The organism is Lysinibacillus parviboronicapiens (assembly GCF_003049575.1).
Classification (GTDB): domain Bacteria; phylum Bacillota; class Bacilli; order Bacillales_A; family Planococcaceae; genus Lysinibacillus; species Lysinibacillus parviboronicapiens.
In genome coordinates, this window is sequence record NZ_PYWI01000006.1 from 99,600 (window position 1) to 122,957 (window position 23,358).

Below are 23,358 nucleotides of genomic sequence, written 5' to 3' on the forward strand. Positions count from 1 at the left end.
GAAAATTCTATTACTATAATTTTCATACAACGATTGGACTGTTGCAAAAGTAATGATGGACACTTTTGCAATAGTCCTTTTATACGCATATAATTATAAAATTTTTCCTTCAAAGAGCGGGTAGTTGAGTGATGAGGTGAGTTAACTACCCGTAAGTAACGGTGCAACTGATTTCGATGGGCACATAATCTGTTTTACTTTATTTTGTTTCTCTGTGTAAGGTAACTTTTTTCAAACGAGGTGAATATTTTTTGAGTTCTAATCGTTCAGGGTTATTTCTTTTGTTTTTTGTAGTGATATAATTTCTATCTCCTGTTTCAGTACAGGCTAGTGTAACTTGCACACGCATAACAATGCCTTCTTTCAAGTAGTAATAATTACGCTTTACAAGATATTATTTTTGCTTTTCTTTGTCAATAAAAAATAAAGAATGTTGCATATTAACATTCTTTGTGCTTTAATTACAAAATATAAATAGTAATGATTACGATTTGGGAGTGGTTAAAGAACATGACAAAGAAAATTCCAGTTACAGTTTTAAGTGGTTATTTAGGTTCGGGGAAGACTACCATGATGAACCATGTCCTACAAAATGAGCAAAATCTGCGTGTCGCAGTGATTGTCAATGATATGAGCGAAATCAATATTGACGCTGAGTTAATTGCGAATGGGAGTGGTATTTCACGAACTGAAGAAAAATTTGTAGAGCTATCAAATGGCTGTATTTGCTGTACATTACGTGAAGATTTACTGCAAGAGGTAGAGCGTCTCGCAAGGCTTGGGAATATAGATTATATTTTGATCGAATCGACAGGCATTAGTGAGCCAATTCCAGTTGCACAAACATTTAGCTATTTGGATGAGGAACTTGATATTGACCTCACAAAGTTTTGTCGGCTCGATACAATGGTGACTGTAGTTGATGCCAATCGTTTCTGGCATGATTTTCAATCAGGAGAGAGTCTGTTAGCACGTAAGGAAGCAGTAGGTGAATTAGATGAGCGGGATGTTGCGGATTTACTGATTGACCAAATTGAGTTTTGCGACGTCCTTGTCCTGAACAAATGTGACTTAGTGTCAGAGGTTGAGCTTGCAAGATTAGAAAGAATTCTACGTGCATTACAACCAGAAGCCAAATTAATTCGGACAAAAAATGGTGTTATAGAGCCAGCAGAAATTTTAAATACAGGACGTTTTAACTTCGAACGTGTATCTGAATCTGCTGGTTGGTTAAAAGAATTAGAGCTTGGGCATGAAAATCATACACCAGAGACGGAGGAGTATGGCATCACTTCGTTCACCTATCAGCGTAGAAAGCCATTTCACCCACTGCGCTTTGTGGAATGGTGTGACAATATGCCAGCATCTATTGTCCGTGCTAAAGGAATTATCTGGAGCGCAAAACATCAGGAAGTGGCATTATTACTGTCACAGGCTGGCTCCTCCGCAAAAATCGAGCCTGTTTCCTATTGGGTGGCAGCTTTACCTGAAGCACAACAGCAGGATGTCTTTTTACAAAGCCCGGAAGTATTAAAGGATTGGGATGCGCTATATGGTGATCGTTTGACACAACTCGTCATTATCGGTATTGATTTAGATAAAAAGGCAATTATACAAGAGCTCGACGCTTGTCTCTTGTCTGATAAAGAATTAAATGAACCATGGGAGAATTTAAAAGATCCATTCAATTGGGAATGGAGTTAGAGAAATTAATTAGGTTGTACCATTCCATATCAGAGACACATTACTCTTTCTTTTGATCGAAATGGTTATAGATAGGCTCCTACAATATAAAACTACCTCAAATTACTTTTGAGGTAGCTCCTTTTTAAATATCTTGTTATAGTTTGTTGCTTCACGCAAGGCCTTTTCCTCAATAGGTATTCGTACGGAAAGCATTGTAATATTTAATAGTGTGAAGCAAAACGCTGTAAAGTAAGCTTGAAACATAATTGGTAGTAATAGAATTTCCAAACATACAACAGCATAATTAGGATGGCGCATAAATGTATATGGCCCCTTTTGTACAACTTCCGCACCGGGTAAAATAATAATTTTTGTATTCCAAAAAGGCCCTAGTGAATGGATGCACCAGATTCGTAATGCTTGCACGGCAATAAATAATAAAAAAAATAATGGGAATAAGGGCGAGAGTCCACTATTATTCGTGCTTACTTCGACAATTAAAAATAGAAAAAAACTGACATGCATGGCCACCATATAGGGATAATGCGATATCCCCACTTCATACGCACCTTGCGAAATCATCCACTTTTCATTGCGTTTTGCTATAGAGACTTCTGTCAATCTTTGTAGAATGATAAGAATCAAGATAATATAAAAAAACATGCTACTCCCTCCATTTAAGTAATACAGCTTCCGCACAGAAGCCGGGACCGAGAGCGACGAGCAAACCAACATCATCTACTTGACCTTCGTTTAACATAAACTGCTCTAATACATACAACACGGTAGGAGATGACATATTCCCATGACAACGTAATATTTCCCGAGAAATGTCGGTTTTTTGTTCCGCAAGATACAGTGTGTCCTCGTAGGCTTTCAATACTTTTTTGCCACCTGGATGAGCGATGAAATGATTGAGTTGTTCACTGTATAGCTGTTGTTCTACTAAAAATTGTTCGATGAATGGGCCAAGCCATTTCGTAATAATAGAAGGAATACTCTTCTGAAAAATGACATGTAGACCGTTGTTTTTGATATTCCAGCCCATTACATTTTCAGAATCTGGCATCCATTTAGAACCAGTATTAAGTATAGAAGGTGTTGGCTTTTTTGTAGGTATTGTAACGTCATCCCCACAAACGAGAATACATGCGGCACCATCGGCAAATAGAGAGGCACCTATTAAATTACTTTTTGAAAAATCATTTGGCTGAAAGGTTAAGCTGCAAAGTTCGACACAAACAACAAGTACTTTTGCTTGGGGATGTGCCTGACAAAAATCATAGGCTCGACTGACACCCGCTGCTCCACCAGCGCAACCAAGACCCCAAAGTGGAATGCGCTTTAGTCTGTCTGAAAAGGACAGTTGATTCATAACGCGGGCATCAATACTTGGTGTTGAAATGCCCGTACTACTAACAAAAATAATCGCATCAATTTCCTCAGGAGAAATCGGTGTTTCTAAGAAAGCTTCATTTTGTAAACAGGCTTGTATAACTTCAACACTGTATGTTGTTGCCAGTTCAATATATAAGTTGTTCCGTTCTTCAAAAGTATGCTCAGTACGATGCCATTCAGCTGGTACACAGAAATGGCGAGACTCAATACCACCGCTGTCAAATACTTTTAAATAACGTTCTAATTTTGGGATTTTTTTATAAAAAAGTTCCTTTGTTAGCTCTTCAGCATTTGCCTGATATAAAGTATAAGGTGGTTGATATGTACTGATGGAAACGATTTTCGACAATCCAACATCTCCTTTGCAAAGTGGTCTTAGTCATTGTATGCATGTGGGGAGTGGTTACATGCTTGATAATTTGGATTTGACAATTTCAAAAGATTTCGATATATTGGAAACAATTAATTGGAAAGTAGGTGATGTGACATGATGAATAGATCTGTTTTTAACGTACTGCAATTCGGTTTGTTCAATTTCACACGCCTAAAATTTACATGTTGACCTTGTTTTGTAGCTAGTTAGACTTCTACAAAAATAAGCATACTTGTACTTTCCCTTGAACGTGCCTGTGAAACCTTGTAACTGCTGAATTGCAGTTACAAGGTTTTTTATTGTTTCAGCGCTAGTAAGGTTTTTTAGACACTGGAAAAATAAAGCTTCGGTTGATGCATAGATGTTTTGTGCACAAATAGGCCGAAGTGTAAATAATAAATAACATGCATATATCAGGAGGAAAACAAATTGAATTTAACAACTTTAGGATTTTCAACATATTTTGAAGAGCAAATGATTGCATTTAACGAGGAGTCAAAATTAGCTAATTGTGTTCCAGCAAGAGTGACTTTGGAGCATAAGCACGCTTATCGTGTGCTGGCTGAAGAAGGTGAATGGTTAGCAACGATTGCTGGTCATTTAGCTTATAATTCGCTAGCACGAGAAGATTTTCCAGCCGTTGGGGATTGGGTGTTGGTCGAGAAAATGGCAGGCGAGGAAAAAGCGATAATTCATAAACTATTTGAACGAAAGTCTGTCTTTTCGCGCAAGGTTGCAGGTCGAGAAATAACGGAGCAAATTGTAGCATCCAATGTCGATATTGTACTTCTTGTGATGAGCTTAAATGCAGATTTTAATATACGTCGTTTAGAACGTTATTTAATCGCTGCCTGGGATTCAGGTGCGAAGCCAATTATTGTACTGACAAAGGCAGATTTATGTGACGATGTTGAGAATATGTTGCGTGAGGTCGAGTCTGTCGCGTTTGGTGTAGACGTTGTTGTGACTAGTGCTTTATCAGGTGAAGGCTTATCAGATATTCATGCCTTTTTTACTGAGGGAGTGACAGGTGCAATACTTGGCTCTTCCGGTGCTGGTAAATCTACATTAACGAATGCACTTTGTGGTGAGCAACTTATGAAGGTTTCGGGTATTCGAGAGGACGATGCAAAAGGTCGCCATACAACGACACATCGTGAGTTAATCGTATTACCTAGTGGCGGGTGTTTAATTGATACGCCTGGAATGCGCGAGCTGCAATTATGGGATCAAGGAGATAGTTTATCTTCAAGTTTTAAAGATATTGAAGAACTATCAGCAACATGTCGCTATCGAGATTGTACGCACCAAGAGGAGCCGCATTGCGCAGTTCAGCAAGCGATTATAGATGGAGTACTCGAAAATTCGCGTCTACGGAGCTACTTTAAATTGCAAAAGGAACTCGCATTTATGGAGCGTAAAACAAATACTCAGGCAAAATTAAATGAGCAGCGTAAATGGAAGCAAATTTCGAAGGGCTTGAAGAAAGGTAAAAAGAAATAATCATGAAGGAACATAGATATCAATGAAAATATCTGTGTTCTTATTTTTTTAAAACGCCTATAAGAAATAGGCGTATAGCGTATGTTCATAGCCGCTAGAATGAATATATAGGAGTGACAGCAGGTGCAGATACAAAATATCAATCATTTATTATTTTCAATTTCTAATTTAGATAATTCCATAGCATTTTATAAACATATCTTTGATGCAAAATTATTAGTGAAAGGTAAAAACACAGCTTATTTTGATCTTCACGGGCTATGGCTTGCCCTAAATGTAGAGAAGGATATCCCGCGCAATGAAATTCATCAGTCGTATACACATATAGCATTTTCAATCCATGAACGTGATTTCGATAAAACGTATGACAAGCTTGTCAATTATGATGTCAATATTTTGCAAGGAAGACAGCGAGATGTACGAGATAAAAAATCCATTTACTTTACTGATCCAGATGGTCATAAGTTTGAATTTCATACAGGTACTTTGCAAGATAGATTAGAGTATTATAAAAATGAAAAACAGCATATGGAGTTTTTTGATGAATAATAAAAAATAAGTGTCTCTGACCATTAAGAGACGCTTTTGATTTATAACGAATTTGCGAAGTACAAAAGATTGATGACAACTATATTAAAATGTGGAAATATAAGAAACGAACCTTCCCTAAAATAACAACGTTATATGGTTAGATTTATGTAAATACGAAGGAGTGACTTTATGAAAAAAGCAATTATTTTTGATATGGATGGTACTTTATTTCAAACGAATCTCATCTTGGAACCAGCACTTACAGCGACTTTTGATGTGCTTCGAGCAAAGAGCTTGTGGCAAGGTGATACACCAATCGAAACGTATCGTGAGATTATGGGTGTTCCTTTACCAGTTGTATGGGAAACATTATGTCCTGAGCATTCTTTGGAGGTTCGTAAAGAAAGTAATGCACTGTTCCATACAAAACTTATTGAACAGATACGGCATGGTAAAGGTGCACTGTATCCTAATGCAGAGCAAATTCTTGCGACTTTGGTCGAAGACTATAATTTATACATAGTAAGTAATGGTCAAATCGAGTATTTACAAGCCATTGTTGAAACTTATCAGCTAGATCGTTTTATTAAAGGCACATATAGTATTCAATCCATTTCAAGTGGTCATAAATCACATTTGGTTCGTAAAGTAATTGAAGAAAATAACATTCAACACGGAGCAGTTGTTGGAGATCGTGCTTCGGATATTCAAGCGGCACAAGATAATTACCTTCTCGCAGTTGGTATACGCTTTGATTTTGCACAGGAATGTGAATTGCAAAAAGCAAATGTGGTCATAGATGATTTAAAGGAACTGCCAACTGTACTAAACTGATTTTAAAAACCTTTAGCATTTATCGCGAACATTTTAAAATTTATCGAGAAATTTCGTCGGTTTATCGACATCTAGCATTTTATCTTCAAATGTTTGCATTGCAAATTATGAGGGAAAAGAGTAAAATGGTGCCAATCTATAGAAAAGCGTTGAGAAGGAAAAGTAAATTGGATAAGCATTTAATAGAGAGCCTCTGCTGGTGGAAATGAGGTAAATGAACCCATTTGAAAATGACCTTTGAGCTTCGTACCGAAAGCTTTCACAAGTAGGCTACGACGAGATGGGCACTCGTTACAACAGCAGCAGTATCTCTTATATGTGGATGTACTGATTGAGGCAAATAGTTTGAGCTATTTGTAAATATAGGTGGTAACACGGGTATACTCGTCCTAATCAGTAATGATTAGGGCGTTTTTTTTATCTTTATTTTGCGGCCGTGTCAGATGTTATTTGCGTCAGAGCAATGCACTAGATATGCCAAAGGGAAGTTTATACACAATTTTTGAGGGGAGCAACTTAGGATGACAATTATTATTGGCGGCGCTTGGCCATATGCAAATGGCTCTTTGCATTTAGGTCATATTGCTGCATTATTACCTGGTGATATTTTGGCTAGATATTACCGACAAAAAGGCGAGAAAGTTTTATATGTTTCTGGTAGTGACTGTAATGGTACGCCTATATCAATTCGGGCAACGCAGGAAAACACCACGACACAGGCTATTGCCAATAGATATCATGATGAATTTACACAATGTTTTCAGGAGCTAGGGTTTACCTATGATCTGTATACAAGAACCGATGCTAAGCACCATCATGAATCCGTGCAGACAATTTTTCTACAATTATTAACCAATAATTATTTATATAAGAAGAAGATTGAGCAGGCATATTGTGACACGGATAAGCAGTTTTTGCCTGATCGTTTTGTAGAAGGAACTTGTCCAAATTGCGGTGCGAAGGCGCGGGGAGATCAGTGCGATAATTGTTCGGAAATTTTAGATCCGCTTGATTTAATCGATAAGCGCTGTAAAATTTGTGGGAATGAGCCAGTAATTCGAGAGACAGAGCATTTTTATTTTACCTTCAGTCAATTTCAGGGAAGGCTTGAGAGTTATTTAGCTGAGGCAAAGCTGGAGAAACGTTGGCGCGATAATGCGTTAGCTTTAACAGAGCGTTATTTGTCCGAAGGTGTACCTGATCGTGCAGTAACAAGGGATTTACCGAATGGAGTAAACGTACCAGTACCTGGTTTTGAAGGAAAGAAAATCTATGTGTGGATAGAAGCTGTGGCTGGTTATTTAACTGCAAGTATTGAATGGGCTCAACAGCACGATGTGGCCATCGAGGACTTATGGAATGAAGATACAATCTCGTACTATATACATGGCAAAGATAATATACCATTCCATACTGTTATTTGGCCCGCTGTTTTAATGGGTATAGGGGCGAAGGCATTACCAACACATATTGTTTCGAATGAATATTTAACATTAGAGAAACGAAAACTATCGACCAGTCAAAATTGGGCTGTATGGGTTCCTTATATATTAAGCCGCTATGATGCAGATTCAATCCGCTATTTTTTAACAATGAATGCACCAGAAAATCGTGATACTGATTTTTCTTGGCGCGAATTTATCTATAGTCATAATGGTGAGCTACTTGGCGCATATGGTAATTTTGTCAATCGTACATTGAAATTTTTAGAAAAGTCCTTTAACAGTCAAGTCCCTCAGGCTGAGGTGGATGGAGCTGTAAGAAAGAAGACCATTCACTTGTTTAGTGAGGCCGCAATTGATATTGAAGCGGGGCATTTTAAGCAGGCTTTAGAGGCGATTTTTGAATACGTTCGCGCAGCAAATCGCTATTTTGATGAGCAACAACCGTGGTTGCAAGTCAACGAAGACGTGGAGGCAGGAAATAAAACACTTGCAACATGCGTCTACATTATTGCCAATCTTAGTCAGCTACTGCAACCATTTCTACCGTTTTCGGCTGGGAAAATTCGAGATGTGTTAGGCATACAGGAAGTAATGTGGCATGAGCAAGTGGAACTGCCAACTGACATTAGAGAGGTAACACCACTGTTTGACCGTCTTGATATTGGTTTAATTGAAGAGGAATATCAAAAATTAGTAAATGACAGTCAATAAATAAGAAAAGCAGTATGACCCTTCTCGTCGTACTGCTTTTCTATGTTTAATGATGTTTTCAGCTTTGTGAATAGTGGTTCACTCTTCAAGAGCTAATTCATAACAGGGGTTAATTTTGCCACAACGATACTGTTAATAGCATTGATATAGGCAAGGGCACTTGCTTTTAAAATATCTGTATCCGCTGCCTTGGCGATATACTTTTCACCTTCGTGTTCAATGGTGATTTTTACTTTACCAAGTGCTTCTTTACCACGAGACACACTATTAATATTGTACTCAACTAGCTTCACATCAATTTTTGTAATTTCCGCGATGGCAGAATACAATGCGTCAATTGGACCAGAACCGACTGCACTCGCCTGCAATACATCGCTACCCTTACGAATTTTCACGCTTGCAGATGGGAAGCTGGCATTGCTGACGACTTGCAGATCTGCGAAATCAAAGAATTGATCGCTATAATGAGTAGCATTGGCATGATTGGCATCGTGCTTTTCATAATAGCTTTCAACAATTACATATAAATCATGGTCATATACTTCTTTCTTGGCATCGGCTAATTTTAAGAAGCCTTCAAAGACTCCTTCAAACTCCTCTGCAGAAAGATTTGAGAATCCAAGTTTTTCAAGGGCATTTTTCACAGCATGACGACCTGAACGTGCAGTAAGAACTAGCTCCATGTCGTCTAACCCAACGTCTTCAGGATGCACAATTTCGTAGGCATCACGAGATTTTAACAGGCCATCTTGGTGAATACCTGATGAATGGGCAAATGCATTGTCTCCAGTAATTGCTTTGTTTACCTGTACATCTAAGCCCATAAAGCTTGATACAAGGCGTGATGTATTCATAATCTCTTTTGTGTTGATGCGTGTTTGAGCATTGTAGACCGTACTGCGTGTTTTTAATGCCATTATTACCTCTTCTAGTGCGGCATTCCCAGCGCGTTCACCAATGCCGTTAATTGTACATTCCACTTTGTCAGCCCCATTTTTAATGGCAGCAAGTGTATTAGCAGTTGCCATACCAAGGTCATTGTGACAGTGGACACTTAGCAGAACACTGTCGTTTAGATTTTTCATGCGGTCATTTAGTTTATAAATCATCGCTCCAAATTCCTCGGGCTCTGCAAAACCAACTGTGTCAGGCACATTAATCATCGTTGCGCCAGCCTTCATGACCGCTTCTATCGTTTTCCACAGGTATTCAAAATCAGAGCGAGATGCATCCTCTGTTGAATATTGGACTTGCGGTAATAGTGTTTTTGCATATTTTACAGCGTCTATACCAATTTGAAGAATTTGCTCTTTGGATTTACTAAATTTCTTTTCAACATGAATGTCAGAAGTGCCAAGCACCATATGAATCATTGGATTTTCAGCGTATTTTACAGCATTATAAACAGCATCTATATCTGCCTGTACGGCACGCGCTAAAGCTGTAATCATAATATCATTTGTGTTACCGACTTTTTGCGCCACGGCTTTCACGGCATCAAAGTCACCTTGTGATGAAGCAGGGAAACCAGCTTCGATAATATCGACGCCTAATTTTTTGAGTTGCTGTGCAATCTCTACTTTCTCGTATAAGTTCAGTTTTGCTCCTGGTACTTGCTCGCCATCACGTAAAGTTGTATCAAACACCCAAATTTTTCTTCCCATTTTCAAACACTCCTTTTGTTTAATTAAAATATTTTAAGCTGAGCATGCCACATCTGAGAGGTTATTTTGATTGCCTCCACCGGTTTTCCTACCTGTCAGTGGCGATGAGATGAAGAAATCCCCACTGATAGAAGTTTTACTCTATCCCGCATTAACGGTCCGTAAGATGCCATACAAAGGCAATCAACTGACCGTAAAAGCCCGATTGGTTCAGCTAACAATCAGTGGGAATAAAGAAACCCCCACTGATAGAAGTTTCACTCTATCCCGCATCAACGGTCCGTAAGATGTCATACAAAGGCAATCAACTGGCCGTAAAAGCCCGATTGGTTCAGCTAACAATCAGTGGGAATAAAGAAATTCCCACTGATAGAAGTTTCACTCTATGCCCGGAGGTAGTCGGATATTAATGTGCCTCTCTGCTTTAAAAATAAAAAAACCCGTCTCTATATAAAATATAGAGACGAGTTTTTGCTCGCGGTACCACTCTAATTGACCTTTTCTTTACAGAAAAAGTCCCCTTATCAACAGCTATCACTGTTTATCCCTATAACGGGGGAATCCGACATCCCTTACTTTAGCGACGTCCATTGACGAAGTTATAGTTCAGGGAGTAGCTCATGGACGAGTTCAAAATGTGTGCCTACCGGTTTACACCAACCACCGGCTCTCTACAAGTACACAGGCATTTCTACTATTTCCAATCTAGGCCTACAATGTGTTGTTGAAAGCAATAATACTTGGATATTGTTATTCTGTCAACAATATTCTAAAAATTTTTTGTTTTCTGTTTTAATGGGGTTTAACCAAAACAGTAGTAAGAAATTTAAATTATAATAATGTTTTTGCATGAATTTATATCCCTTGATTACTACCAATAAAGTAATTTTCTATGAGATAATAAAGCCAGATTTTATACATAGAAAGTAGGTGTAACAATGAAATTCGTATTTGATTTGGATGGCACAATTTGTTTTAAAGGACAGCCGTTGACACCAGGTATAACTACTGCGTTGGCGAATTGTATGGCGGATGGCCATGAGGTAATCTTTGCTTCAGCACGTCCAATTCGTGATTTATTGCCCGTATTACCGGAGTCGATGAGAAAACTTCCGATGGTTGGGGGAAATGGGGCATTTGTCGCTAGCAATGGGGATACCATTGAAGTAAGTGCTTTTTCAGTAGAAACCGTGGAGGCTATCTCAAAAATTATTACAGCATTTAAACTCCCATATTTAATCGATGGTGATTGGGATTACGCGTACACAGGTAGTGAAGATCATCCGATTTATCGAAATTTAGATCCACTGAAGCTGGCAAAAAAAGTATTATTTACTGAACTGAAGGACATTGTGAAAATTGTATTATTTCCTGGTGAACAGCAACAAGAAATATTGACAGAGCTCGAAAAACTACCGATTTCGTTATATGAGCATATGTCAGAGAATATTGTCGATATAAGTCCTAGTGGTATTGATAAATGGAATGGCTTAATAAAGTTAGGTGTTCTAGAAGGGGATTTTGTCGCGTTTGGTAATGATGCAAATGATAAAGCAATGTTTGTAAAGGCAAAGGAAAGTGTATGTGTAGGCATGCATGAAGTACGGCAATATGCTAATTTACAGGTTGCTAGCGAAGAAGTAGCAATTATTGCAATGCTACAAAGATTAAGCAAAAAGTATAAATGCTAATGTAGATATGTATAGATTGGAAAGTACTATTTTGAATAAAAGTACTCTGAGATTCCATCAAGAAAAAATCTGCAAATTTCTTAGAGAAAGGTAAACCAGTTTAGCCTCAGTCGTTGCATAAGTGTCGACTGAGGCTTACTTGGTTTTTTTTGAAGTAGGTAAGATTCCAAAAAACTATTTAGAGTTTAAAAATCCTTATATGCTGGCCTCTTCTTTTGCACTTTAAAGCGTGAAACTTGCGTTTGTAATTCTTCAGCCATTGTCGAGAGAGTAGCTGCAGAAGCGGCCACTTCTTCAATTGTCGCTAATTGCTCCTCCGAGGAAGAAGCCACATTTTGCAGGTTAGCGGAAGACATTTGTGCGATTGTAGCAATTTCATCGAATGATGCGTATATTTGTTCAGCACTCGATGACATCTCCTCGGAAACAGTAGTTGCTTCTTGGATTTGCATAGATACATGCTCAATGAGTTCCACGATTTTAGAAAAGCCTTCTTCTGCCTCTTTGACAACCTGTATACCAATTTGTACCTCTTGTGTTCCTGTATCCATCACTGTGACTGCACGGTTGGTGTCTTGTTGGATCTCTGAGATGAGCCCTGCAATTTGTTCAGCTGATTTTTTTGATTGTTCAGCTAATTTTTTAACTTCGTCTGCCACGACTGCAAACCCACGACCATGATCGCCAGCTCGTGCTGCTTCGATTGCTGCGTTCAATGCTAATAAGTTGGTCTGTTCTGCGATGTCGGTGATAATGCTAATAATATTTCCAATTTCCAACGAATGGCTCCCTAAATTTTTTACAACTGTCGCAGATTCAAGTACGGCGGTATTGATGGTATCCATCTGTGTAATAACGCGCTGTAAGGAATCATTGCCTTTGTTTGCCTCTGTATTTGTCTCCATTGCGAGTTCAGAAACAGCAGCAGTCGTTGCTGCTAATTGCTGGATACCCTTCGTCATTGTTTTCATTGCTTCAGAGCTCTCAGTAGCATTTTTCCCTTGTGCTTCAGAGCCACTCGCTACTTCTTGAATGGAAGATGTAATTTGCTCTGTTGCTTGAATCGTTTGGTCAGCGCTCGCTGTTAACTCTGCAGCAGAAGCACTAACTTGTACTGTATTTTGACGCACATTTGTAATTAAGTTCTTTAAATTTTGAGCCATTTGATTAAAGGCAAGGGCTAAATCGCCAACCTCATCACGATTCTTGATGCGGATTTGCTCAGCTGTTAAATCACCTTCTGCGATTTTCTTCGCAGCTTTTGCCATACCATTGATTGGTCGGGAAATAATGCTTCCCATTACCATGGCAATTATCAGACTAATGACAACGGCAAATGCCCCAAGTAAAATCATCTGAAACTTAATCGATTGAATTTCATTTGATGTAGCAGTAATTTTTGATTCTACAAATTCTTGTTGATAGTTTGAAAGATTTTCCACCCGTTCATCGAATTGTTTGATAATAAGGCGACCCTGTGTGCTATCCAATTTTTCGTATTGTTCGGTTTGTCCATCGTTTTTTAAAGAAAACATGCGATCTGAGAACTGCTGAACATTTTCTTCACTTTTAATAATGGCCTCTAATAATTCAATAGATTTTTGGGACTCGAGTGATGCCATTAAGTCATCAGATTTTTGTTTGAATTCAGCGCGGGATTCTTTATTACTTTGTAGATTTTGCTTATCTCCTAGTAGTAAATAGCCTCGCATACTTACAATCTCTTGCTTTGCGATAGCTCTGAGCTCTTGAATACTAATAGATTTAGTCGTTTGTTCTTCGAGTAATTCACGGTACGTATTATTTACTGAATTCAGCTGTTTAAAGTTTAAACCTATTGTGCCAACTAAAACGAAAATGACAATTAAAAAACCGAGTAATAATTTCTTATAGATAGTAAATCGCATGTTTGAAAAATCCTTTCTTAGTAGATTAGTAGAAATGTTACAAAAAAATGAAATATGTATATATACCATTTATATCAGATTATATGCAATTTACAAAGTATTATGAGTATTTTCATGTTGAATATTATATAAATAAGAGAAGTAAGTTGTAGAAAAATAGAATTTTAGGGAAAATGAATAAAGTGGATATGAAACTTATTAAGAGTGTGAAACGTAGAGTCAAATAAGGATAAAACAAGGATGTGGGATGATGCATAGACCGATTTTAAAATTACCTAAGACGAAATATGAAAAGATGTGGGACTATATTGGTGGTGGGGTATTTGTTGCGTCTATTTTATACATTGTTATAATGTGGGGACAAATACCTGATGAAATCCCAGCACATTTTAATGGTGCGGGAGAGGTCAATCGCTGGGGGTCTAAAATTGAATTACTTATCCTACCGTTTATGGGGATATTTTTGTGGGTGTTAATGGGGCTACTTGAAAAAGCGCCACATATGCATAACTATCCTGCTCGTTTAAACGATAGTAACGTGGAGGCGTTTTATTTAAATAGTCGTAAAATATTAAATGAAGTAAAGAACTTTTGCTTAATTTTATTCGCCTTCATCTCCTGCGTAATGGTGCTCATAGCTTTAGAGAAAGTGGAGACATTAGGCTGGTGGTTCCTGCCATTTGTGCTGATTGGAACAGCACTGCCGATTGTAAAAGGTTTAATAAATTCTTCAAAAATTAAATAGTAATGTTTTCATAGTGATTTATAATTTTGTGTATGATGTACAGCTTTAGTCACTGAGGTGAGGTGTTTCTATCTTTTGAGACACCTCCCTTTTTTGTGATAAATTTAGGATACATGAAATCGAAAGAGGTGCGAAAGACATGCAAAAGAAATTTAAACTAAAGGATGGGCTCTCGCTTACTATTTTAAATCAACCGCAGGATATGATATTAGAGGGAATTTCACACTCAGGCGATGCCCCATATGACCGTATCATTTCCTTTGTGTTTTCTGTGGATGACATGGTAACTTATTTAGACAGTACGCTCAAGGCTAATGTGCTAGCCGAGCAGGGATATTTATTTTTCGTTTATCCGAAAAAGGGTAATAAAAAATATCAACAGTTTATTCATCGTGATGAAATTTTCCCAGCGATTCAAGTAGATGAAGAAAAATATATTGTCGGTAGTGATATCAAATTTGTAAGTCTGATGTCACTCGATGAGACGTTTTCCATTTTAAGCATGAAGCGAGATAGTAAGGCGCGTGGTAAGAAAAAGACAGCAAATAGTCAATGTGTGAGTGACTATGAAAGCATGCTTCCACAATTGCGGAAACAGCTTGCTGATAATACGAATGATTTAGCCTTTTATGATGGGCTAACACCGGGGTATCAAAAGGATTGGGCTCGCTATATTTATAGTGCAAAAAAGGAAGAAACACAGGTAGCCCGTGTGAATGAAATGCGGGAACTTACAAGACAAGGCTTTAAGACGAAGGAATTATACCGAAAAGCCAAAAGTGAAGAGAAAGCATAACTTGCTACAAACGAGCGAAAAAAACAATAATGTATGGGGTAATAGCGATTACTCCGATATTTACTTTTTATGTTGTATGGCAAAGTGTTCATAGCTCCTGAAGAAGTTTTAAAAGGTAAAATTGTATTGTCTAAGGGCTAACGATGCTGTCTGTTGTAGTGCCATGATGAAGTTGGGTTTGCACTATAAATTGGTGTAGCCATGATGAAACTTCTGTTGCGAATATTTTGATCGACTCGTACTTCCACATTGTAAAAATAGCTAACAGTGAGTCCATGTTGATTTTAGTCATTCAGGATGTATCAAAACTGCTCAACAACGTTAAATGTTTTGCGCTAATGAATTTGATGTCTATGTTAAAAAGTGAGGGTAAAGTATGAGTACTTATATTGAACAAGTAGATGAAAAATGGCGTGATAGTTTGGCCAAGCTAGTGGAGGTAGTGGAATGTAATTTACCAGATGGCTTTGAACGAACAATGTACTATGACATGATAAGCTATGGTGTACCTTTATCGACATATCCGAAAGGTTATCACGTAACCCCAAATACACCACTCCCCTTTATTAGTCTAGCTGCTCAAAAGCGGCATATAGCTGTATATCATATGGGCATTTATGCAGATAAGGTATTGCTTTCTTGGTTTCAAGATGAATATGCAAAGCGTGTACCAACAAAACTGAATATGGGGAAAAGTTGTATTCGTTTTACGAGTATTAAAAATATTCCATATGATTTGATTGGAGAGCTTGTGTCAAAGATGACACCAGACGAGTGGATTTTGAAATATGAAGGAGAGTTGACCAAATGAAAAGCGCTACAACATTTTTAATGTTTCAAGGACAGGCAAACAATGCAATCGAGCAATATAAACAATGGTTTACGGATTTAACAGTGGAGAGCCTGACTTATATGGAAGATTCTCAGCAAGTTGCAATGGCTGTGCTCGATTTAAAAGGTCTGAAAATTATGGTGAATGATAGTGTCATTACGCACAATTTTACGTTTACACCCTCGACATCCATTTTTGTAGAATGTGAGACGCTAGAAGAAATCGGAAGTCTTGCAGCACAAGTATTGGAGGGTGGAAAAGCATTAATGCCACTTGACAATTATGGCTTTTCCAAACAATTTGCCTGGATTGAGGACCGTTTCGGTGTATCATGGCAATTTACGTATAATTAAATATAAGGAGGAGTATATATGAATAAGTGGATGGAGCGTGCTATAGGGCTGGCGCTTGCAAACGTTGCACAGGGTGGACAACCATTTGGAGCTATATTAGTTAAAGATGGCGAAATCATTGGCGAAGGCGTCAATGAACTACACCTACGTCCAGATAGCACAGGGCATGCAGAATTATTAGCTTTACGACGTGCACAGGAAAAACTAGGTACTATAGATTTGCGTGGTACGGTAATGTATGCAAGTGGTGCGCCCTGCCCCATGTGCTTTGGCGCAATGGCCATGGCAGGCGTAGATAAGGCCTATTTTGCCAATTCACTAGCAGATGCACTAGCTGTTGGTTTAGGCCGCTCAAGTGAGGTATATGCTGATTTACAAAAAGCGGAAGCAGAACGAGCATTTCAAATGATACATTTACCAGTAGAGGATGATGAGAAAAATCCGATGCATGTTTGGTATAAAAAAGCGTAATAACGTAAAAGGAGAATAAGGTATGGCAGTAAATTTAGTGAAGCACGACATTAAATATGCAGAAGCGATGCATGCATTATCTTCAATGCCACAGGTGAGAGATGCACTTGGGTTACCTGCTGGCAAAGTAGAAGATACCATTAATTTTATTAAACGAGAATGTATAGATGAAGAAGAGGGGAAGACCGTCCCTCGTGTTGTATTGAATGAGGAAGGACAAGTTATTGGTGTGACAGCATTGATGTTTATAGATCATGCGAAAAAGAGCTGTCATATTGGTTCATGGCTTGGCTATGAATTTTGGGGTAAGGGCTATAATCTAGAGGCCAAAAAAGCAATACTAGAAATTGCGTTTTATGAATTAGGGCTAAAGCGTGTTTTTGCAGGAGCGAGAAAGGTCAATATTCGCTCACAAAAGGCGCAAGAAAAGTTACCGTTTATCCGTTTAGGTGTAGAGCAAGATTTTCCACATGAGCACAAGTGGTTAGAGGTAAAGGAAAAACAACCATGTGTTCTAAATGTCTTTGAACGTGAGGATTTTGTTCGTTACAGTACTTCTTTAGAGTTAGTAGAAGGATCGCGAGAAAGCTATTTGCCACTGTTATTAATTGCGGATGAAAGTGAAGAAGCTGTTCGCCAATATATGAATGATGGTGATTTATATGAGATTAAATGCGGTGAAAAATTGGCTGGAGTTGCCTTGCTTCTTGCACAGTCAACCACAACGATTGAATTAAAAAATATCGCTATTAAACCAGAGTTTCAAGGTAGAGGTATTGGTAAGGTAGCGTTGCAAAAAATTAGTACTGTTAGTAAATCACAAGGTTATAAAAATGTAATAGTAGGGACTGCCAATTCTAGCATTGATAATATTGCTTTTTATCAAAAGTCTGGTTTTCGTATGGAAACAATTGAAAAGGATTTTTTCAGTAGTTATGCAGAGCCAATCTATGAAAATGGTATACGTGCCTTAGATATGATTATGTTTTCAAAGGCGCTATAGATCGAGATCGAGGCGAAACATTCCTCGATTTTTTATGTTGTCGTGCATACTAGTTCAAGCTGTGAAAAAGACGAGTAAAATCCACAGGGCAAAGGCTATAGTGCGACGATGTCCTAATAACCGTAAGTTAATATTAATAACAGTCAGCAACATAAAAAGAAATACCCGTCCAACTTTTGGTTGAGCGGGTATTTCTATTTGCCTAGCAGTAAAGCCATCAATTTTTCTTTAGAATGTAAAAAATCATCGAGTGAATAGCGATCTAGTACAGCTAAATAAGCTTGTAATGCTTCATATAGGACGCCCTTTAGCTGACATTCAGGAGCTATTTTACAGAGGTTATTTTCTTTATCGAAGCATTCCACCAAATGAAAATCTTCTTCTGTATGACGAACGATTTCACCGATTGTTAACGTCTTTGGATCGATTGCTAGACGTATACCGCCACCGCGTCCGCGGATTGTTTCGATGTAACCAAGCTGCCCAAGCTGGTGTGTCACCTTCATTAAATGATTTTTTGATATATTATAGGCATCGGAAATTTCTTGAATAGTTGATAGTTGACCGTCTTCCTTCGCTCCTAGATAAATGAGTGTCCGAAGAGAGTAATCTGTGTATAAAGTTAATCGCATTAGAACACCCTACTTTCTAAAGTTCATAAATAATTATAGCATTTTCATCTATTCCATAGTAATCCGAATGCTTGTTGAAAAGATGTATTTAAAATACATTAATTATGTCTATTTTGTTAAAGATGTATTTTATATATTGCTTTAAGAAAATGAAAGCGTTATATTGTAATCACGAAAGGATGGTATGCGATATGTTAAAACAAGAAACAGTACAAATTATTAAAGCGACAGTTCCGGTATTAGAAGTTCATGGTGTGGCAATTACAAAGACGTTTTACAAAAATATGTTTCAGGCTCATCCGGAATTATTAAATATTTTTAATCACACGAACCAAGAACAAGGGCGTCAACAAACAGCATTAGCAAACACGGTGTATGCGGCAGCTGTTCATATTGAAAATTTACAGGCGATTTTACCAGCAGTTATGTTAATTGCTCATAAACACCGTAGTTTAGGTATTTTACCTGAGCATTACCCAATTGTAGGGGAACACTTATTAAAAGCAATTAAAGAAGTCCTTGGAGATGCAGCAACAGACGATATTATTAATGCATGGGCTGAAGCGTACGGCATGATTGCAGATATATTCATTCAAGTTGAAGAAGAGTTATATCAAAAATCAGAAGTAAATGGTGGATGGCGTTTATTCAAACCATTAAAAGTAGCTAAAAAAGAAGTTGAAAGTGACCTAGTAACTTCTCTTTATTTTGTGAATGAGGATGGCTCACCACTACCAGCTTACGAGCCAGGTCAATACATTAGTATCCGAGTGAAAGTACCTGGGGAAGAATATTTAATGAACCGTCAATATACACTTTCACAAGCAACAGCAGAACAGGGTTATCGTATATCTGTAAAACGTGAAAGTGATCATACACCAAATGGCAAAGTATCAAACTTTATTCACGACGTTTTACAAGTGGGTGATTTAGTAGACGTAAGTGTTCCAGCAGGTCTATTTGTTCTAGAAGAAACATCTACACCAATCACATTCGTAAGTGGAGGTATTGGCGTTACACCACTAAATAGTATGCTTCAATCTCTAAAAGATGATGCGGCAAATGAAGTGAACTTTATTCAATGTGCGCGTAATGAGAACGTAATAGCATTTAGTGATGACATTCAAGAAAAAATAAATACCCTTCCTAATGCAACATATACAGCTTTATACTCTGATGAAGACAAGCTCATTACAAAAGAGTTATTGGCTGAAAGCATAGCGAATAATACGGACGTATATGTATGTGGCCCAACTGGATTTATGGAAGCGGTTATTAAAAACTTACATGAAATTGGCGTAGCAGACGAAAAAATTCACTATGAATTCTTTGGTCCAGCAATGCAATTAGCAAAATAATAAGGATTTCCCTGTTACGAGCGTTTTTGACGCTTGTAACAGGTTTTTTTATTTTAAAGATCTGTGTTAGAAGCTGAGGCGGATAGAAGTAAGGAAATGACGGATAGAACTCACAAATTAACGGCTAGCTTATATATGCTTGACAATATACCTAATGGGGTATATTATGAATCGTGTAAGCAAGATGCGATTTTGATTTGGAAGGAGGCGTGCACAAGAATGGCGTATAATGCAAAAACAGCAAACCGAGTGAAGAGAATGGAAGGTCAATTGCGTGGGATTTTGCGGATGATGGAACATGGGCAACATTGTAAAGATGTTATTACACAGCTATCTGCCGTACGTTCAGCAGTTGATCGAACTATTGGAGTGATTGTTAGCGAGAATTTGTTGAATTGTGTAGCGACCGCTGAAGGAGATTCAGAAAAAATGAATACTGCTATTCAAGAAGCAATGGATTTAGTCGTGAAAAGTAGGTAAATAATATATACCCTTTATAGTATGTGGTTAGGAGGAATTATCACTTGGAAACATGGATTATCATTGCTATTGTTATTGCTTTTTTAGTATGGAGGATGAAGCCGACGAAAGGTGTTCAGTCAATATCAGTAGCACAATTAAAAAATATGTTGGATGATAAGGATAAAGTATTTGTGGATGTGCGAACGCCAGCTGAATACAAGCGAGGGAATATTCAGCAATTCAAAAATATCCCACTTGGCTCCAGCTTTGACAAACTACCACAAGACAAAGAAATTGTAGTCATATGTCAAAGTGGTATGCGTAGTAGTCAAGCGTGTAAACAACTAAAGAAACAAGGATTCGAGCGTGTAACAAATGTCCGTGGCGGCATGAACGCTTACTAGGAGGGCAATAGAGTGAAAGAAATTGCGGCGAAAGAAGTTCAACAAGCATTAGAGCAAGGGCAAGCTATCAAACTAATTGATGTACGTGAAGTAAATGAAGTGGCGTCTGGGCATATTCCGGGCATCATTCATATTCCTTTGGGTTTATTGGAATTTCGATTACACGAGTTAAAGAAAAATGAACCGTATATTATGGTTTGTCGTTCAAGTGCTCGGAGTGCTCAGGCCACACAATATTTAGCAGATCGAGGTTTTGATGTCACAAATATGCTTGGTGGCATGCTTGCCTGGGAAGGCGAAGTGCAGTAAGCGATTTTATTAGCCTCTGTCTATATTTTTTTACTAAAAATAATACCCTTATAGGTATAAGGAGGAAGTTATGAGTATTAAGGCAGATTTTCAGTTAGATGCTAAAGGGCTTTCGTGCCCCATGCCTATCGTAAAAACAAAAAAGGCAATGGCAGATTTAGTGGATGGTCAGATTCTAGAAGTGCTAGCAACGGATAAAGGTTCTAGGGCGGATATAGCTGCTTGGGCTGAAACTGTAGGTCATCGATACATTGGTACAACGGAAGAAGATGCTGTGTTAAAGCATTATATTCGTAAATGCGAAAATGACACAATAGTTGAAAAAGCGTTTGAACCGACAATTGAGTTAGTTGAAGTGGTTGGAAAAAATGGGCTTATCCTAGATGTGCGTGAAGAGGTGGAGTTCGCCTTCGGTCATATTGATGGTGCTCTGTCTATTCCGTTAGGTGATCTTGAGGCGCGCATCTCTGAGCTTGACAAGGAACAAGAGATATATGTGATTTGTCGTACAGGAAAGCGTAGCGATTTTGTAGCGCAAAGGCTTGTGGCAAATGGTTTTGCAAAGGTTTATAACGTACTTCCAGGTATGACAGCCTGGACGGGCGAACTCATAAAAACTATTTAATTGGAGGAATTTGATATGTCAAACAAAGTAGCAATTATTGCAAGTAATGGTGGTCTTTTCGACGCGTATAAAGTGTTCAATATCGCAACAGCAGCGGCAGCTTCTGACAAAGAGGTTGCAATCTTTTTCACATTCGAAGGGTTAAATTTAATACACAAACAAGGTATGCATGCGCTATCTATGCCTGCTGGAACTGAACATTTTGCTGAAGGCTTTGCAAAAGCAAATGTTCCTGCTATACCGCAATTAGTTGAAATGGCACAAGAGTTAGGTGTGAAGTTTATTGCATGTCAAATGACGATGGATGTAATGGGTTTGACAACAGATGATTTCGTTGCGGGTATTGAGGTTGGCGGTGCAGTAACGTTCCTGGAATTTGCTAAAGATGCAGCGCCATCATTAACGTTTTAATGTTTAGTAGATAAAAGTAAGCGGAGAGATTTGTCCTTTCCGCTAAAAAAATCGACAAAATAATACCTGAGGGGGTACTTTGAGTGTCAGTACAACAATGGAGCGCTGCAGATGTAGCGAAAAAAGTAATTAATAATGAGGAGTTATTTATTTTAGATGTACGTAATGCGGATGCATTTGAGGATTGGAAAATTGATGGACATAAGTTCGAATACCTTAATATTCCGTATTATGAGTTACTAGATGGCGTAGAAGGTATTTTAGCGAAAATCCCAACTGACAAAGAGGTCTTAGTCGTTTGTGCGAAAGAGGGCTCGTCAATGATGGTAGCTGATATGTTAGCGGAAGCTGGTCTTAAAGCAGCTTATTTAGCCGGCGGTATGAAAACATGGAGTGAATATTTAGAGCCGATTAAAGTAGGGGATTTAACAGGTGGCGGTGAGCTTTATCAATTCGTGCGTTTAGGAAAAGGCTGTCTGTCTTATATGGTAATTTCTGAGGGTGAGGCAGCAATTATTGACGCAGTTCGTTTTACAGAGGTATTTTTAAATTTTGCAAGTGAGAAAAACGTAAAAATTAAGCATGTATTTGATACGCATTTACACGCCGATCATATTTCAGGAGGCCGTCATATAGCAGCTGCAACTGGTGCGACGTATTATCTACCCCCAAAAGATGCGGAGGAAGTTGTATATGATTATGAGCCGTTAGTAAATGGTACTACGGTACAAATTGGTGCATCGAACATTGATGTAGGGGCCATTTATTCGCCAGGACATACAATCGGTTCAACATCATTTGTTGTAGATAGCAAATATTTGTTAACTGGGGACATTTTGTTTATCGATTCGATTGGACGTCCGGATTTAGCTGGTCTTGCAGAAGACTGGGTTGAAGATTTACGTGAAACACTTTATAAACGTTACCGCGAACTTTCAGATGATTTAGTTGTGTTACCGGCTCATTTTATGATTATTGATGAGTTAAATGAAGATGGCACTGTGGGCAAGCGTCTAGGTGAATTATTTGCTGAAAACCATGGCTTAAATATTGAAGATGAGGTAACGTTCCGAAGTATTGTAACTGATAATTTACCGCCGCAACCAAATGCCTACCAAGAAATTCGCCAAGTGAATATGGGCAAAATCACACCAGCACAAGATGAACAAACAGAGATGGAAATAGGACCAAATCGCTGTGCCGTAAGATAGTGC

The 23,358-nt window shown here is 38.1% G+C and carries 26 protein-coding genes and 2 other annotated features; of the genes, 20 read left to right on the forward strand and 6 right to left on the reverse strand.

Annotated elements, in window-relative coordinates; all coding sequences use genetic code 11:
• Positions 1 to 199: 199 nt before the first annotated feature.
• A complete protein-coding gene (gene rpmG / locus C9J35_RS07765; RefSeq protein WP_107924060.1) occupies positions 200 to 349 on the reverse strand; it encodes a 50S ribosomal protein L33 in 150 nt (49 codons plus the stop codon).
• Positions 350 to 510: 161 nt separating this feature from the next.
• Here rpmG and C9J35_RS07770 point away from each other — a divergent pair, with 161 nt between their 5' ends.
• Complete coding sequence (locus tag C9J35_RS07770) at positions 511 to 1,704, forward strand: GTP-binding protein (protein WP_107924061.1); 1,194 nt, start codon at positions 511 to 513, stop codon at positions 1,702 to 1,704.
• A gap of 102 nt (positions 1,705 to 1,806) precedes the next feature.
• Here the strand turns inward: C9J35_RS07770 and C9J35_RS07775 are convergent, their stop codons facing one another.
• Positions 1,807 to 2,349 (reverse strand): isoprenylcysteine carboxyl methyltransferase family protein, encoded by a 543-nt coding sequence (locus C9J35_RS07775; protein WP_107924062.1) that lies wholly within the window; start codon positions 2,347 to 2,349, stop codon positions 1,807 to 1,809.
• Between the two features lies 1 nt (position 2,350).
• Positions 2,351 to 3,433, reverse strand: a complete 1,083-nt coding sequence (locus C9J35_RS07780; RefSeq protein WP_107924063.1) for a type III polyketide synthase — start codon at positions 3,431 to 3,433, stop codon at positions 2,351 to 2,353.
• Here C9J35_RS07780 and C9J35_RS23535 point away from each other — a divergent pair.
• The 5 genes from C9J35_RS23535 to metG all read left to right on the forward strand — a co-directional run bounded on the left by C9J35_RS23535 (position 3,414) and on the right by metG (position 8,481).
• Positions 3,414 to 3,575 (forward strand): hypothetical protein, encoded by a 162-nt coding sequence (locus tag C9J35_RS23535; RefSeq protein WP_167395935.1) that lies wholly within the window; start codon positions 3,414 to 3,416, stop codon positions 3,573 to 3,575. The genes C9J35_RS07780 and C9J35_RS23535 overlap by 20 nt on opposite strands.
• A 311-nt stretch (positions 3,576 to 3,886) precedes the next feature.
• Positions 3,887 to 4,960 carry a ribosome small subunit-dependent GTPase A gene (gene rsgA / locus C9J35_RS07785; RefSeq protein WP_107924064.1) on the forward strand — a complete coding sequence of 358 codons (1,074 nt, stop codon included), beginning with the start codon at positions 3,887 to 3,889 and terminating at the stop codon, positions 4,958 to 4,960.
• A gap of 123 nt (positions 4,961 to 5,083) precedes the next feature.
• Positions 5,084 to 5,509 (forward strand): FosM family fosfomycin resistance protein, encoded by a 426-nt coding sequence (gene fosM / locus C9J35_RS07790; RefSeq protein WP_107924065.1) that lies wholly within the window; start codon positions 5,084 to 5,086, stop codon positions 5,507 to 5,509.
• A gap of 171 nt (positions 5,510 to 5,680) precedes the next feature.
• Positions 5,681 to 6,325, forward strand: coding sequence for an HAD hydrolase-like protein (locus C9J35_RS07795; protein ID WP_054768315.1), 645 nt, complete (start codon positions 5,681 to 5,683; stop codon positions 6,323 to 6,325).
• Between the two features lie 140 nt (positions 6,326 to 6,465).
• Positions 6,466 to 6,720: a binding site (T-box leader), on the forward strand.
• A gap of 126 nt (positions 6,721 to 6,846) precedes the next feature.
• On the forward strand, positions 6,847 to 8,481 hold the full coding sequence (gene metG / locus C9J35_RS07800) for a methionine--tRNA ligase (RefSeq protein ID WP_054768316.1): 1,635 nt from the start codon (positions 6,847 to 6,849) through the stop codon (positions 8,479 to 8,481).
• Between the two features lie 92 nt (positions 8,482 to 8,573).
• On the opposite strand, the gene C9J35_RS07805 is transcribed toward metG, so the two are convergent.
• Positions 8,574 to 10,145 carry a 2-isopropylmalate synthase gene (locus C9J35_RS07805; RefSeq protein WP_107924066.1) on the reverse strand — a complete coding sequence of 524 codons (1,572 nt, stop codon included), beginning with the start codon at positions 10,143 to 10,145 and terminating at the stop codon, positions 8,574 to 8,576.
• A gap of 456 nt (positions 10,146 to 10,601) precedes the next feature.
• Positions 10,602 to 10,862 (reverse strand) — a binding site (T-box leader).
• Between the two features lie 221 nt (positions 10,863 to 11,083).
• Here C9J35_RS07805 and C9J35_RS07815 point away from each other — a divergent pair.
• Entirely contained in the window at positions 11,084 to 11,836 is a 753-nt protein-coding gene (locus C9J35_RS07815; RefSeq protein ID WP_107924067.1) for an HAD-IIB family hydrolase, read from the forward strand.
• Between the two features lie 185 nt (positions 11,837 to 12,021).
• On the opposite strand, the gene C9J35_RS07820 is transcribed toward C9J35_RS07815, so the two are convergent.
• Positions 12,022 to 13,743 (reverse strand): methyl-accepting chemotaxis protein, encoded by a 1,722-nt coding sequence (locus tag C9J35_RS07820; protein WP_107924068.1) that lies wholly within the window; start codon positions 13,741 to 13,743, stop codon positions 12,022 to 12,024.
• Positions 13,744 to 13,993: 250 nt separating this feature from the next.
• Here C9J35_RS07820 and C9J35_RS07825 point away from each other — a divergent pair, with 250 nt between their 5' ends.
• The 6 genes from C9J35_RS07825 (at position 13,994) to C9J35_RS07850 (ending at position 17,943) form a co-directional block, all read left to right on the forward strand.
• Positions 13,994 to 14,488, forward strand: a complete 495-nt coding sequence (locus C9J35_RS07825) for a DUF1648 domain-containing protein (protein WP_107924069.1) — start codon at positions 13,994 to 13,996, stop codon at positions 14,486 to 14,488.
• 139 nt (positions 14,489 to 14,627) lie between these two features.
• Positions 14,628 to 15,284, forward strand: coding sequence for a YdeI/OmpD-associated family protein (locus C9J35_RS07830; protein ID WP_107924070.1), 657 nt, complete (start codon positions 14,628 to 14,630; stop codon positions 15,282 to 15,284).
• 376 nt (positions 15,285 to 15,660) lie between these two features.
• Positions 15,661 to 16,095: a DUF1801 domain-containing protein gene (locus C9J35_RS07835; RefSeq protein ID WP_054768322.1), complete on the forward strand. Its 435-nt coding sequence runs from the start codon at positions 15,661 to 15,663 to the stop codon at positions 16,093 to 16,095.
• Positions 16,092 to 16,469, forward strand: a complete 378-nt coding sequence (locus C9J35_RS07840; RefSeq protein WP_054768323.1) for a VOC family protein — start codon at positions 16,092 to 16,094, stop codon at positions 16,467 to 16,469. Before C9J35_RS07835 ends, C9J35_RS07840 begins: the two co-directional genes overlap by 4 nt.
• An 18-nt stretch (positions 16,470 to 16,487) precedes the next feature.
• Entirely contained in the window at positions 16,488 to 16,940 is a 453-nt protein-coding gene (locus C9J35_RS07845; protein WP_107924071.1) for a nucleoside deaminase, read from the forward strand.
• A gap of 22 nt (positions 16,941 to 16,962) precedes the next feature.
• Entirely contained in the window at positions 16,963 to 17,943 is a 981-nt protein-coding gene (locus C9J35_RS07850; RefSeq protein ID WP_107924072.1) for a GNAT family N-acetyltransferase, read from the forward strand.
• 194 nt (positions 17,944 to 18,137) lie between these two features.
• On the opposite strand, the gene C9J35_RS07855 is transcribed toward C9J35_RS07850, so the two are convergent.
• On the reverse strand, positions 18,138 to 18,575 hold the full coding sequence (locus C9J35_RS07855) for an Rrf2 family transcriptional regulator (RefSeq protein ID WP_107924073.1): 438 nt from the start codon (positions 18,573 to 18,575) through the stop codon (positions 18,138 to 18,140).
• Between the two features lie 191 nt (positions 18,576 to 18,766).
• Here C9J35_RS07855 and hmpA point away from each other — a divergent pair, with 191 nt between their 5' ends.
• The 7 genes from hmpA (at position 18,767) to C9J35_RS07890 (ending at position 23,355) form a co-directional block, all read left to right on the forward strand.
• Positions 18,767 to 19,933, forward strand: coding sequence for an NO-inducible flavohemoprotein (gene hmpA, locus C9J35_RS07860; RefSeq protein ID WP_107924074.1), 1,167 nt, complete (start codon positions 18,767 to 18,769; stop codon positions 19,931 to 19,933).
• Positions 19,934 to 20,152: 219 nt separating this feature from the next.
• On the forward strand, positions 20,153 to 20,413 hold the full coding sequence (locus C9J35_RS07865) for a metal-sensitive transcriptional regulator (protein ID WP_107924075.1): 261 nt from the start codon (positions 20,153 to 20,155) through the stop codon (positions 20,411 to 20,413).
• A 44-nt stretch (positions 20,414 to 20,457) separates the two neighbouring features.
• Entirely contained in the window at positions 20,458 to 20,799 is a 342-nt protein-coding gene (locus tag C9J35_RS07870; RefSeq protein ID WP_107924076.1) for a rhodanese-like domain-containing protein, read from the forward strand.
• Positions 20,800 to 20,811: 12 nt separating this feature from the next.
• Entirely contained in the window at positions 20,812 to 21,108 is a 297-nt protein-coding gene (locus tag C9J35_RS07875) for a rhodanese-like domain-containing protein (RefSeq protein ID WP_054768325.1), read from the forward strand.
• A 70-nt stretch (positions 21,109 to 21,178) separates the two neighbouring features.
• Entirely contained in the window at positions 21,179 to 21,733 is a 555-nt protein-coding gene (locus C9J35_RS07880) for a sulfurtransferase TusA family protein (RefSeq protein ID WP_107924077.1), read from the forward strand.
• Positions 21,734 to 21,748: 15 nt separating this feature from the next.
• Positions 21,749 to 22,144, forward strand: a complete 396-nt coding sequence (locus tag C9J35_RS07885; protein ID WP_054768326.1) for a DsrE/DsrF/DrsH-like family protein — start codon at positions 21,749 to 21,751, stop codon at positions 22,142 to 22,144.
• An 83-nt stretch (positions 22,145 to 22,227) separates the two neighbouring features.
• Entirely contained in the window at positions 22,228 to 23,355 is a 1,128-nt protein-coding gene (locus C9J35_RS07890; RefSeq protein WP_107924078.1) for an MBL fold metallo-hydrolase, read from the forward strand.
• Positions 23,356 to 23,358: the final 3 nt, after the last annotated feature.